This window comes from Priestia sp. VA7 (assembly GCF_055710015.1).
The window spans coordinates 1-12317 of sequence record NZ_JBVQPN010000001.1 but is presented as its reverse complement, the minus strand read 5'-3'; the positions used below and the strand labels follow the sequence as shown (position 1 = coordinate 12317).

General features: G+C 39.9%; 7 protein-coding genes, 20 tRNA genes and 2 rRNA genes. 2 read left to right on the top strand and 27 right to left on the bottom strand.

The genetic code is table 11. The annotated features are described in order from the left end of the window. Window positions 1-159 precede the first annotated feature (159 nt). The gene (locus tag AC0C45_RS00145; protein WP_257061200.1) at window positions 160-912 is read left to right on the top strand and encodes a TraR/DksA C4-type zinc finger protein; all 753 of its coding nucleotides are present in this window, start codon (window positions 160-162) and stop codon (window positions 910-912) included. 94 nt (window positions 913-1006) lie between these two features. Beyond that, window positions 1007-1804 carry a TIGR00266 family protein gene (locus tag AC0C45_RS00140; protein WP_013085284.1) on the top strand — a complete coding sequence of 266 codons (798 nt, stop codon included), beginning with the start codon at window positions 1007-1009 and terminating at the stop codon, window positions 1802-1804. 38 nt (window positions 1805-1842) lie between these two features. Here AC0C45_RS00140 and AC0C45_RS00135 read toward each other — a convergent pair whose 3' ends face one another. From AC0C45_RS00135 to AC0C45_RS00005, 27 genes are all read right to left on the bottom strand, one after another. Then, entirely contained in the window at window positions 1843-4254 is a 2412-nt protein-coding gene (locus AC0C45_RS00135; RefSeq protein ID WP_016765785.1) for a glycogen/starch/alpha-glucan phosphorylase, read from the bottom strand. 13 nt (window positions 4255-4267) lie between these two features. Beyond that, window positions 4268-5698 (bottom strand): glycogen synthase GlgA, encoded by a 1431-nt coding sequence (gene glgA / locus AC0C45_RS00130; RefSeq protein ID WP_013085286.1) that lies wholly within the window; start codon window positions 5696-5698, stop codon window positions 4268-4270. Beyond that, on the bottom strand, window positions 5695-6720 hold the full coding sequence (locus AC0C45_RS00125; protein ID WP_025750736.1) for a glucose-1-phosphate adenylyltransferase family protein: 1026 nt from the start codon (window positions 6718-6720) through the stop codon (window positions 5695-5697). Before AC0C45_RS00125 ends, glgA begins: the two co-directional genes overlap by 4 nt. A 22-nt stretch (window positions 6721-6742) precedes the next feature. Next, the gene (locus AC0C45_RS00120) at window positions 6743-7894 is read right to left on the bottom strand and encodes a glucose-1-phosphate adenylyltransferase (protein ID WP_016765788.1); all 1152 of its coding nucleotides are present in this window, start codon (window positions 7892-7894) and stop codon (window positions 6743-6745) included. Next, the gene (gene glgB / locus AC0C45_RS00115; RefSeq protein ID WP_047931039.1) at window positions 7845-9806 is read right to left on the bottom strand and encodes a 1,4-alpha-glucan branching enzyme; all 1962 of its coding nucleotides are present in this window, start codon (window positions 9804-9806) and stop codon (window positions 7845-7847) included. Before glgB ends, AC0C45_RS00120 begins: the two co-directional genes overlap by 50 nt. A 293-nt stretch (window positions 9807-10099) precedes the next feature. After that, a tRNA-Glu gene (locus tag AC0C45_RS00110) sits at window positions 10100-10171 on the bottom strand. A gap of 20 nt (window positions 10172-10191) precedes the next feature. Further along, a tRNA-Ser gene (locus AC0C45_RS00105) sits at window positions 10192-10282 on the bottom strand. Window positions 10283-10285: 3 nt separating this feature from the next. Next, window positions 10286-10360: transfer RNA gene (locus AC0C45_RS00100), tRNA-Asn, on the bottom strand. A 3-nt stretch (window positions 10361-10363) separates the two neighbouring features. Further along, window positions 10364-10440 (bottom strand) — tRNA-Ile (locus tag AC0C45_RS00095). 5 nt (window positions 10441-10445) lie between these two features. Further along, window positions 10446-10519 (bottom strand) — tRNA-Gly (locus AC0C45_RS00090). An 11-nt stretch (window positions 10520-10530) separates the two neighbouring features. Then, window positions 10531-10606 (bottom strand) — tRNA-His (locus AC0C45_RS00085). 10 nt (window positions 10607-10616) lie between these two features. Next, window positions 10617-10692, bottom strand: a tRNA-Phe gene (locus tag AC0C45_RS00080). A gap of 8 nt (window positions 10693-10700) precedes the next feature. Then, window positions 10701-10776, bottom strand: a tRNA-Asp gene (locus tag AC0C45_RS00075). A 4-nt stretch (window positions 10777-10780) separates the two neighbouring features. Beyond that, a tRNA-Met gene (locus AC0C45_RS00070) sits at window positions 10781-10857 on the bottom strand. A gap of 25 nt (window positions 10858-10882) precedes the next feature. Continuing rightward, a tRNA-Ser gene (locus AC0C45_RS00065) sits at window positions 10883-10975 on the bottom strand. Window positions 10976-11002: 27 nt separating this feature from the next. After that, window positions 11003-11079 (bottom strand) — tRNA-Met (locus tag AC0C45_RS00060). A gap of 30 nt (window positions 11080-11109) precedes the next feature. Next, window positions 11110-11185, bottom strand: a tRNA-Ala gene (locus tag AC0C45_RS00055). Between the two features lie 5 nt (window positions 11186-11190). Next, window positions 11191-11267, bottom strand: a tRNA-Pro gene (locus AC0C45_RS00050). Between the two features lie 4 nt (window positions 11268-11271). After that, window positions 11272-11348: transfer RNA gene (locus tag AC0C45_RS00045), tRNA-Arg, on the bottom strand. Between the two features lie 9 nt (window positions 11349-11357). Beyond that, a tRNA-Leu gene (locus AC0C45_RS00040) sits at window positions 11358-11446 on the bottom strand. A 14-nt stretch (window positions 11447-11460) separates the two neighbouring features. Next, window positions 11461-11535, bottom strand: a tRNA-Gly gene (locus AC0C45_RS00035). A gap of 23 nt (window positions 11536-11558) precedes the next feature. Continuing rightward, window positions 11559-11640, bottom strand: a tRNA-Leu gene (locus AC0C45_RS00030). Between the two features lie 13 nt (window positions 11641-11653). Then, window positions 11654-11729: transfer RNA gene (locus AC0C45_RS00025), tRNA-Lys, on the bottom strand. Window positions 11730-11737: 8 nt separating this feature from the next. Next, window positions 11738-11813: transfer RNA gene (locus AC0C45_RS00020), tRNA-Thr, on the bottom strand. A gap of 26 nt (window positions 11814-11839) precedes the next feature. Continuing rightward, window positions 11840-11915: transfer RNA gene (locus AC0C45_RS00015), tRNA-Val, on the bottom strand. A 9-nt stretch (window positions 11916-11924) separates the two neighbouring features. Next, window positions 11925-12040 (bottom strand): 5S ribosomal RNA (gene rrf, locus AC0C45_RS00010). 109 nt (window positions 12041-12149) lie between these two features. Then, window positions 12150-12317 (bottom strand): 23S ribosomal RNA (locus AC0C45_RS00005); the annotation flags it as partial.

Here is a 12317-nt window from a genome sequence, read left to right as displayed (position 1 = left end):
TTATCATACCCTTTTCTATAACCTTTAACTTTCTTTAATTTTCCACTCCTTTTCTCTCTTAGCTTCATGAATACCCCAAATACTCCTAATATGAATCGTGTTTTTTTGAATTTTTAACACATACTACAAAAGCACAATAAATTTTTAAGGGGGAGCTTCATGACACTTTCAAAACAAGAAATCAGTCAGTTAAAACAAAATTTACAGCAGCAGAAGGCTGATATTCAATCGCACTTTGATCAAAATGATCATTTTGGTCTAACTCGAAGCGACGCTCACGATGCTGTAGGAGAACTTTCAAGCTACGATAACCACCCTGGTGACACAGCCACGGAAACATACGAGCGTGAAAAAGACCTTGCATTAAATGAACATGCAAAACAAGAGCTACATGAAATAGAAGAAGCACTTCAGGCAATCGCTCACAGCACGTATGGAACGTGCAAAGTATGTGGAGCAGATATCTCGTTTGAAAGACTTCAGGCTGTACCAACTACTTTATACTGTAGAGAACATAGCCCATCGCAGGATATTCCAAAGCACAGACCTGTAGAAGAAAATGTTCTCCATCACCCATTTGGTCAATACGACTATGACGATACCGAAACAACAGGATATGACGCAGAAGATTCTTGGCAAGACGTTGCGCGTTACGGGACGTCTGAATCTCCTTCTGATTTTATAGAAGATACGTCTAACTATAGTGAAACCTATATTGAGGCAGATGAAGCTATTGGATACGTTGAAGATTATGAAAACTTTGCCGCTACCGATTTATATGGACAGCCTCTTCCTATTTACCCTTCAAAAGAGCATGAGCGATATGAAAATGCACTGGATGAAGAAGGTACGATGACCATATTTGGAGATTTACCGGCCTATGAGAAAGATCCATACACTGAAAAGGAGTAGTTCTTCATACTACTCTTTTTTCTATTTTTTGTAGGAGCTATAGGAGATGATATCGAATAAATAGGAGATTAGAATTAATAATGAGGTGAAAATGATGAATGCACATGAAATTGATTATAAATTGTATGGAGATGACATGCAGTTTGTTGAAATTGAATTAGATCCTTCAGAAAGTGTTATAGCAGAAGCTGGAGGAATGATGATGATGGAAGATGATATTGAGATGGAAACCATTTTTGGTGACGGTTCTTCTTCCACCAGCAGCGGGCTGTTTAATAAACTAAAAGGAGCTGGGAAACGCGTATTAACTGGTGAAAGTTTATTTATGACGGTATATACAAATAACGGATATCACAAACGAAAAGTATCCTTCGCTTCACCTTTTCCAGGCAAGATTATTCCTGTCGATTTAGAGCAGCTCGATCATAAAATCATTTGTCAAAAGAGCTCCTTTTTATGCGCTGCCAAAGGCGTATCCGTTGGCATTGATTTTCAAAAAAAACTAGGAACGGGCTTCTTTGGCGGTGAAGGTTTTATTATGCAAAAATTAGAAGGTAATGGCTTGGCATTTTTGCATGCAGGCGGAACCATTCATAAAAGACAGCTGCAGCCGGGTGAACGCCTTCGAGTGGATACTGGATGTTTAGTGGCCATGACCCGTGATGTAAACTACAATATCGAATATGTAGGGAAAATTAAAACAGCTCTGTTTGGAGGGGAAGGCATGTTTTTTGCTACTCTGTCAGGACCGGGAACAGTTTGGATTCAATCTCTTCCTTTTAGCCGACTAGCCGATCGCGTTTTATCAAGTGCAGTTTCGCCAACGGGAGGTAAAGGTGAAGGCAGTATCCTTGGTTCTTTAGGTGATTTCTTAAACGGTGACAACAGATAAAATAAAAAAGGTGTAGTCTTTGACTACACCTTTTCTATTTATTGATTTAATAAATTTTTAGTGGAATGAATTCCCCAAATATCAGATGCATATTCCTCAATCGTTCGATCACTAGAAAAAAAGCCGGAGTGTGCAATGTTCGTCGCACTCATTTGAAGCCATTTATTTTCATTTCTATAAGCTTCGTTTACTTTTTGCTGTGCCGTAACGTATGAGTCAAAGTCACGGAGTACATAGTATTCATCATTTTGCATTAATAATGAATCATATATAGGCTCGAATAAGTCATATGTGTCAGGCAGGAAGCCGTTTGTAAGCTGCTCGAGCACTTGTCGAATACGCTTATCATGATGGTAATAATCATAGGCACGGTATCCTCCATTTTGCTGATAGCTCAACACTTCTTCGGCTTTTAATCCAAAAATAAAGACATTATCTTTTCCTACTGCCTCGCTAATTTCGACGTTCGCTCCGTCCATCGTGCCAAGAGTTAACGCTCCGTTCATCATGAATTTCATATTTCCCGTTCCCGAAGCTTCTTTGCTGGCGGTTGAAATCTGTTCACTGACATCCGCCGCAGGAAAGATATACTCAGCAAGTGACACACGATAGTTTTCTAAAAAAACGACTTTTAAAAACGGTGATGTTTGTGGATCATTATTGACAACATCAGCTACAGAGTTAATTAGCTTGATGACTTTTTTTGCATAATAATAGCCGGGAGAAGCTTTCGCACCAAAAATAAATGTACGAGGAACGATTTGAAAATTAGGGTCTTCTTTTAATCGATTGTACAAATACATAATGTGCAGCACATTTAAAAGCTGCCTTTTGTAAGCATGAAGCCTTTTAACCTGTACATCAAAAATAGAATTAGAATCTATTTTAATTCCCGTTTGCTCTTGAATAATATCCGCAAGCAGCTTTTTACGCTGTTGTTTTACTGTTTTTAGTCCTTGTAAAAAACTTGGATCTTCCACGTACTCTTGGAGCTTTATAAGAGAATGCGGCTGTTTAATCCATTTATCTCCTATCACCTCGGTAATAAGGGAGGAAAGCTGCGGGTTAGCTTTTAACAACCAGCGCCGGTGGGTAATTCCGTTCGTTTTATTGTTAAATTTAGCAGGATAAAACTGATAAAAATCTTTCATTTCTCGTTCTTTTAAAATATCAGTATGAATCTTTGCCACACCGTTTACTTTATAACTTCCCACAATTGCTAAATGAGCCATCTTTACTAACCCGTGCGCTAAAATAGCCATATTTTCAATCCGTTGCCAGTCGCCTGGATATGATTCCCATAATTCTTTACAAAAGCGCTCATTAATTTCTTCAATAATCATATACACGCGTGGAAGCAAGGGTTGAAATAAATCAATTGGCCATTTCTCAAGGGCTTCAGAAAGAGTGGTATGATTTGTGTATGATATGGTATTGGACGTAATATGCCATGCATCTTCCCATTCCATTTTTTCTTCATCCAGTAAAATTCTCATTAGCTCAGGAATCGCAAGTACAGGATGAGTATCGTTAATATGAATGGCTACTTTTTCGTGAAAGTTTGTAAGTGTTTGATAGGTATTTCGATGTGCTCTGATAATACTTTGTAAGCTAGCTGACACAAGAAAATATTGCTGTTTCAATCTTAATATTTTACCATCTTCATGTGTATCATCTGGATATAAAAATTCTGATACAGCCTCTGTTTGACGCTTATACTCCATCACATCTTTATGTACTGGAAATGATGAAGGCTCCGCATTCCAAAGGCGAAGTGTATTAACTGTATCTGTTTTATACCCGATAACCGGGATGTCATAAGGAACAGCAGAGACGGGTTCTCCTTTTACATGACGAAAAGAGAATTTTTCATCTTCCTGTACCATTTCAACTTCGCCCCAAAAGTTCACTTCTATGGCTTGATCTAATTTGCGTACTTCCCATGAATTCCCATGCCTTAACCACTGTTCTGGGAGCTCAATTTGAAAGCCGTTTACAATCTTTTGATCAAACAAACCGTGTTTATAGCGAATCCCATAACCGTGGCCAGGAAGATTAAGTGAAGCAAGAGAATCTAAAAAACAAGCAGCAAGCCTGCCTAATCCGCCGTTTCCTAATCCTGCGTCTACTTCTATCTCTTCAATATTTTCAAGTGAAATATTCAGATCACTTAATCCTTCTTTTACAACTTCCCGAATTCCTAAGTTCAACAGATTTTGACCCAATAGTCTGCCTAGTAAAAATTCGATAGAAAGATAATACACTTGCTTTGTATGTGAAGACCTATGAATTTCATTGGTTGAAATCCAATCGCTGCTAATATACTCTCGCACCATATTTCCTAATGTATGATAGTGATCTTGAACAGTAGATTCTTTAAAGCTCTTTCCATATGTCATTTCCAGCTTTTTTAAAAAAGCCTCTTGAAAGCTTTTTTTATCAGAGAACAATCTGCTCACCCTTTCACGATGGAGTAGATGTCAAATTTGAATACAATTGATTATATTTAAATGCCGATTGCCCCCAGCTATAATCCTGACTCATAGCATCCATCATTAATTTTTTCCATACATCTTTCTGGTGATAAAATGAAACAGCTCTTTCTAACGTATGAAGCATGTCATGAGCATTATAATTCTTAAAAGAGAAGCCATTTCCCTCTCCGCTATATTCATTATAAGCTTTGACCGTGTCATTCAGGCCGCCCGTTTCACGCACGACTGGAATGGTTCCATATTTTAAGGCTATTAATTGTCCGAGTCCGCAAGGCTCAAAACGGGAAGGCATTAAAAATAAATCCGTACCGGCATAAACTTTATGAGCAAGTTCTTCATTAAAACCAATAATAGCTTTTACTTGTTGCGGGTACGTATCTTCCATCTCACGGAAAAACTGCTCAAACTCGTGTTCTCCAGTGCCTAAAATAACAATTTGGGCTCCTAAGTTAACCGTCTCATGGAAAACGTGCTTAACTAAATCCAATCCCTTCTGCTGAGTTAACCTTGTAACCATCGAAATAATTGGAACATCCTTATTTTCTTCTAATTCAAGATAGCGCTGGAGCTCTTTTTTATTTTTATATTTCCCTTCAATCTTTTCTACCGAATAAGGATAAGATATAAGCTGATCTGCGTCTGGGCTATAAGCTTCTTCATCGATTCCATTTACAATCCCAATTAAATCTTGATTTCGCTGACGCAATAATCCATCTAAACTTTCTCCGTAATATGGCATTTGAATTTCATCTCGATATGTAGGACTTACCGTGGTAATTTTATCAGCTGATACAAGCGCAGCTTTCATAAAATTAATATTCCCATAAAACTCGAGCTGGCTTGTAGTAAAATAATATTCATTTAAATTTAATAACTCATATAAATTGCTCTTAGGGAAGATTCCTTGGAATTGCAAGTTATGAATCGTAAAGACCGTCTGAATATGATCATACATATCATAATTAGCACGAAGTAAAAATGGAATCATAGCCGTATGCCAGTCGTGACAATGAATAATATCAGGCTCATTCTCTAAAAACGGGATAGCTTCAAGCACGGCTCTGCTGAAAAAAGCAAATCGTTCAGCGTCATCGTAGTGCCCATATAAGCTATCTCTTTTAAAATAATATTCATTATCAATGAAAATATATTTAACGCCATCCATCGTTAACGATTCAATTCCGCAGTACTGTCTTCTCCACCCAACCTGTACATGAATAACTTTTTCAAGCACCATTTCATCTTGATAATGTTGAGGAATCGTTCCGTACTTTGGCATGACTACACACACGTTCGTTCCTAACTTTTTTAATTCTTTAGGCAGGGCACCAGCTACGTCTGCTAATCCTCCTGTTTTAATAAAAGGTACACATTCTGATACAGCAAATAATACATTCACGACTTCATCAACGCTCCTTGAGTTGTTCCTTTAGCAATGACTCTAGGTAATCCTGACTCACCTAGCAACGTTTCATTACTTCCTATTTTCACATCTTTGTCTAAAACAACATTTTCTAATACACTATTTTCTAAAATAACGCCTTTTTGCATCACAATGCTATTCTTAACGACCGTACCTTTTCCAATTTTAACGCCTCGGAAGATAATACTATTTTCCACATGCCCTTCAATCACGCACCCGTTTGCAATCATTGAATTTTTCACAACCGCTTTTTTTGCGTAACGAGTAGGCGGTTCATCTTTTACTTTAGTGAAAACAGGACGTTCGTTGATAAATAACTGCTTCCAGACATCTGGAGATAAAATTTCCATACTTGTTTTATAGTAGGCATCTAAGCTAGAAATCTCAGCCGTATATCCATGGTGCTCATACTTTTCTACACGATGAGATTGTGCCATATATCGAACCATTTCTTTAATCGTATAAAAATCATGGGATTCATTTTGCAAAATATTAACTAGAATAGATTTATTAATAATATACATATTAAGCGATTTATCACCCTGCTTCATTTCAGTAATATCTGCATTTGAAGCAATATGACGTTGCAACACGTGCTCAAAGTCAACTGTACATATCGTATAACTATTCGCAATTAATACGTATTCCTGCTTACTTCTTAAGAAATAATCAATATGATAACGGAACTGCGTGAATAGTGATGGACTTTCTAAGTGTAAATCACTTGTCATAGGAGGGAAGATAAACAATCCATCTCGCTTCCGATCCAAATCCCACTCTTTTCCTGAACCTATATGATCCATCAATGCGCGATAGCGATCACGAGGAAAAATGGCAACGCTCGAAATTCCAGAGTTTACCATATTAGAAAGCGTAAAATCGATTAATCGATAGCGTCCTGCAAAAGGAATGGCAGCAATCGATCTATAAAAGGTTAAAGGCTGCAGCGCTGTTGTGTTTGTACAAGCATCAATAATACCAAGCATTTGATTATTCAATGTCGTTCATCCTCTCTGTTCGTTAAATGCATTTAGCAACTGATTCAATCAATTCTTGAGTAACAAGAATTACTTCTTCGCTTCCTTTGGTCGGTCGAATAATAGTACCGTCTGGAACTTCAATGTCCGATGGAACAATTGCGTTTTCAATATATACGTTAGAGCCTATCTTTGCAGTAGGCATGACAACCGTTTTCTTAACCTCAGAACCTGAGCCGATTTGTACACCTGGAAATAACACGGACTGCTCTACGTTTCCTTCGACAACGCACCCTTCATTTACTAATGACTCCACCACGCAGGCGTTTGGCGCGATATATTGAGGAGGCTGATTAGGGTTAACAGAGTATACTTTCCATGAAGAGTCAAATAAATTAAGCTCGTCTTTATCACATAACAAATCCATATTCGCTTCCCACAAGCTTTTTACAGTTCCTACATCTTTCCAATAACCTTGAAATGGGTATGCAATTAGCTTTTTCTTTTCATCTAGTAAAAGCGGAATAACATCTTTACCAAAATCATGGCTTGAATATGGATTGCGTGCATCCATTTCTAAATATTCTTTTAAAATACTCCATTTAAAAATATAAATTCCCATGGAAGCTAGATTATTTTTAGGACGCTGTGGTTTTTCATCGAACTCCATTACGTCTAGGTCACTATTGGTATTTAAAATACCAAAACGGCTCGCTTCTTCCCAAGGTACTTCAATAACAGAAATCGTTACGTCTGCTTCTTTGTTTATATGATAATCAAGCATATTTTCATAGTTCATTTTATAAATGTGATCACCTGATAGAATCAGTACATACTCAGGATCATATTGTGTCAAATAGTTTAAATTTTCATAAATAGCACTAGCCGTGCCTTTATACCACTTTACTCCATCTGATTCCGCGTATGGAGGCAATACCGTGACGCCACCATTCCGTCGGTCCAAATCCCAAGCGCTTCCAATTCCAATGTATGAATTGAGAACTAGCGGTTGATATTGAGTTAATACACCTACTGTCTCAATACCTGAATTTGTACAATTACTTAAAGCAAAATCAATAATTCGATACTTACCACCAAATGGTACAGCTGGCTTTGCTAGATTTTTTGTAAGCGAACTGAGCCGACTACCTTTTCCTCCTGCCAATAACATCGCTACGCATTTCTTTTTTAACATGTTGTTTTCTCTCCCCTCGTTTTCTCTTTGCTCGTAGTATACTAATGCCAAACGGCGGAATATTCATTTCAATGCAAAAAGGTTGACCGTGAAACGATTCATCCACTGATTTTAATGCCTTTTTATTTACAATGCCTGAACCGCCGTACACTTCGTCATCACTGTTAATAACTTCAATGTACTCTGTCTCAACTGGAACTCCAACTTTGTAAGAATGATATGGATGCTCAGAAAAATTGCTAACAACTATAAAAATCTCCTGATTTTCTTTTGACTTACGAATAAAAGAGAAGATTTGTTGATGATGGTTGTTAACATCAATCCATTCGAATCCATCTGGATTATGGTCTAATTCATATAAAGGCTTGCTTCTCTTATAAATCTTGATGAGATCCTTCATATATCCGTTAAGATTGCGATGCATATCAAAGTCATAAAGCATCCAATCCAACTCCTCTAAATCTTTCCACTCATCAAATTGGCCAAACTCTCCGCCCATAAATAAAAGCTTTTTTCCCGGGTGTGCAAAGAAGTATCCATATAGCAGTCGAAGCTGTGCAAACTTGCGCCAGTAATCACCTGGCATCTTATTAAGTAATGATTTTTTCCCATGTACGACTTCATCATGAGAAAGCGGCAAAATAAAATTTTCGTTAAACGCATACATTAGTGAAAAGGTCATTTTATCGTGAAGATAGGGACGTCTTTCCACGCCAGCTTCCATGTATGTTAAAACGTCATTCATCCATCCCATATTCCATTTATAATTAAAGCCTAAACCGCCCTCATACGTAGGTGCTGTAACAAGCGGCCAGTCCGTTGAATCTTCTGCCATCATTAATACCGTTTCATCAGATTCAAAAACAGCTTCATTCAACTTTTTCAAGAAGCTGACAGCTCCATCATTCACTGCTTTTCCAGAAGAATTTTGCCAATAAAGCATATTAGCTACAGCATCTACTCGAAATCCATCTATATGGAAGTACTCCAACCAAAACAAAGCATTCGAAATCAGAAAACTTTGTACTTCAGGCTTTCCTAAATCGAAATTAGCTGTTCCCCAAACGTAGTTTTCACGATCGGATTCTTGTTTGTATTCATAAGTAGGTTCTCCATCGAACATATACAGACCATGTTCATCCTTACAAAAGTGCCCGGGTACCCAATCTAAAAGAACTCCTATATTGTTTTGATGACACTCATCTATAAAGTTCATCAACTCTTTAGGTGTACCGTATCGACTGGTGGCGGAATAGTATCCAGTTCCTTGATATCCCCAGGATCGGTCGAGCGGATGCTCAATGACTGGTAATAACTCAATATGTGTAAAACCTTGTTCAGCAATATAAGGAATAAGCTCCTGTGCTAATTCACTGTATGTATAAAGGCTGCCATCTTCATGAGTCCTCCAAGACCCTGCATGCAGCTCGTAAATACACAGCGGTCTTTCATATATATTTTGCTGTTTTTTCTTTCTACGCCAATATTGGTCGTTCCATTTGTACCCATCCAATGAGTAAACAATAGACGCAGTGTTTGGGCGCACTTCGCTGAAGAAAGCGTATGGATCTGCTTTTAATTTTTTTTGATTGCTTTGTGTGATGATTTCATATTTATAAATAGTCCCTTGTTCTAATTCAGGGATAAATGTCATCCAAATACCTTCTTCATTAACTTTGACCATGGAATGTTGAAAACCGTTCCATTTATTAAAATCACCTACAACGCTTACGCCCTTTGCATGAGGTGCCCACACGCAAAATCGTACGCCTTCAATCCCTTCTACCGTTACCTGATGCGCACCGAAAATAGAGTAACTGCGAAATAAGTTTCCTTCGTGATACAAATGAACATCAAATTCAGTAGGCTGAACCGCTAGATTCACTTTTGCCACCCCTTTAACTTCAAACATAATATACGCACATAATATACGCTTCTTACCACTCATTCCCTTTTACAGTAAAAACATAAACCTTTTCTACAAATATAATAGAATAAAAGTTCTTTTAAATAACTCTTTATCCCATACTCTTCATACTTTATTACTTTATGAATAATTCCATATGACATAGGGAAAATCCTGCTTAAAACTTACTTTTTATTCTGAAAATTCATGGTAATTATTCCTAACTATTATTTCTGTTTACTTAATCTTTAAAAAAGCGCAAATAAAAAAGGTTTGCATATATGCAAACCTTTTTGAGATGACCCGTACGGGATTCGAACCCGTGTTACCGCCGTGAAAGGGCGGTGTCTTAACCGCTTGACCAACGGGCCATATTTAAATTTAAAACGACTGGCGGAGAAGGAGGGATTTGAACCCTCGCGCCGCTTACACGACCTACACCCTTAGCAGGGGCGCCTCTTCAGCCACTTGAGTACTTCTCCGTATGGCTCCACAGGTAGGACTCGAACCTACGACCGATCGGTTAACAGCCGATAGCTCTACCACTGAGCTACTGTGGAATATGGTGGGCCTAAGTGGACTCGAACCACCGACCTCACGCTTATCAGGCGTGCGCTCTAACCAGCTGAGCTATAGGCCCATTTTTGGAGCGGGTGATGAGAATCGAACTCACGACATCAGCTTGGAAGGCTGAGGTTTTACCACTAAACTACACCCGCGTTACTTAAGATGGGGCGACTGATGGGAATCGAACCCACGAATGCCGGAACCACAATCCGGTGCGTTAACCACTTCGCCACAATCGCCGTCTTAAAATGGTGGCTCGGGACGGAATCGAACCGCCGACACAAGGATTTTCAGTCCTTTGCTCTACCAACTGAGCTACCGAGCCAAACAAAATGGCGGTCCCGACGGGAATCGAACCCGCGATCTCCTGCGTGACAGGCAGGCATGTTAACCGCTACACCACGGGACCACTTTGGTTGCGGGGACAGGATTTGAACCTGCGACCTTCGGGTTATGAGCCCGACGAGCTACCGAACTGCTCCACCCCGCGATGATATGAATATGATATAAATAAATGGCGGAGGAAGAGGGATTCGAACCCCCGCGGGCTTTAACACCCCTGTCGGTTTTCAAGACCGATCCCTTCAGCCGGACTTGGGTATTCCTCCGTATATTTATAACAAATGTAACTTATATGGTAGCGGCGGAGGGAGTCGAACCCACGACCTCACGGGTATGAACCGTACGCTCTAGCCAGCTGAGCTACACCGCCATATTATTCGTTACAATTATTTAATTTAATTGGTGGAGCCTAGCGGGATCGAACCGCTGACCTCCTGCGTGCAAGGCAGGCGCTCTCCCAGCTGAGCTAAGGCCCCATAAATGGTCGGGAAGACAGGATTCGAACCTGCGACCCCTTGGTCCCAAACCAAGTGCTCTACCAAGCTGAGCTACTTCCCGTTTATGGCGCGCCCGAGAGGAGTCGAACCCCTAACCTTTTGATCCGTAGTCAAACGCTCTATCCAATTGAGCTACGGGCGCTTATTAAAATGGTGCCGAGGGCCGGACTTGAACCGGCACGGTAGTCACCTACCGCAGGATTTTAAGTCCTGTGTGTCTGCCAATTCCACCACCCCGGCAGGACTTATATATGTGGAGCGGAAGACGAGGTTCGAACTCGCGACCCCCACCTTGGCAAGGTGGTGTTCTACCACTGAACTACTTCCGCACATATATGAAATTAATGAAAGATGCGGGTGAAGGGACTTGAACCCCCACGTCGTAAGACACTAGATCCTAAGTCTAGCGCGTCTGCCAATTCCGCCACACCCGCGTGTGAATATAAATGGTGAGCCATGAAGGACTCGAACCTTCGACCCTCTGATTAAAAGTCAGATGCTCTACCAACTGAGCTAATGGCTCGAAAAAAATGGTGCCGGCAAGAGGACTTGAACCCCCAACCTACTGATTACAAGTCAGTTGCTCTACCAATTGAGCTACACCGGCGTGCAATCTCTGACTTAAATAGTCGATGGTGGAGGATGACGGGATCGAACCGCCGACCCCCTGCTTGTAAGGCAGGTGCTCTCCCAGCTGAGCTAATCCTCCGATATATAAGCCTGGCAACGTCCTACTCTCACAGGGACAAAGTCCCAACTACCATTGGCGCTAAAGAGCTTAACTTCCGTGTTCGGTATGGGAACGGGTGTGACCTCTTCGCTATCGCCACCAGACATATTATATTATACACTATTTCATAAAGAAAGCAAGACTTTTTTCGAAAAGTTTTGTTCTCTCAAAACTAGATAACAGTTTGCTGAGTAAAGCTTACGCTTTTAAAGTTTGGTTAAGTCCTCGATCGATTAGTATCAGTCAGCTACACATGTCGCCACGCTTCCACCTCTGACCTATCAACCTGATCATCTTTCAGGGATCTTACTAGCTTGCGCTATGGGAAATCTCATCTTGAGGGGGGCTTCATGCTTAGATGCTTTCAGCACTTATCCCGTC

Bases quoted from the DNA above. Each gene is read 5' to 3' on its own strand.
- AC0C45_RS00145 (WP_257061200.1), top strand. From the start codon at position 160: ATGACACTTTCAAAACAAGAAATCAGTCAGTTAAAACAAAATTTACAG.
- AC0C45_RS00140 (WP_013085284.1), top strand. From the start codon at position 1,007: ATGAATGCACATGAAATTGATTATAAATTGTATGGAGATGACATGCAG.
- AC0C45_RS00120 (WP_016765788.1), bottom strand. From the start codon at position 7,894: ATGTTAAAAAAGAAATGCGTAGCGATGTTATTGGCAGGAGGAAAAGGT.
- glgB (WP_047931039.1), bottom strand. From the start codon at position 9,806: ATGTTTGAAGTTAAAGGGGTGGCAAAAGTGAATCTAGCGGTTCAGCCT.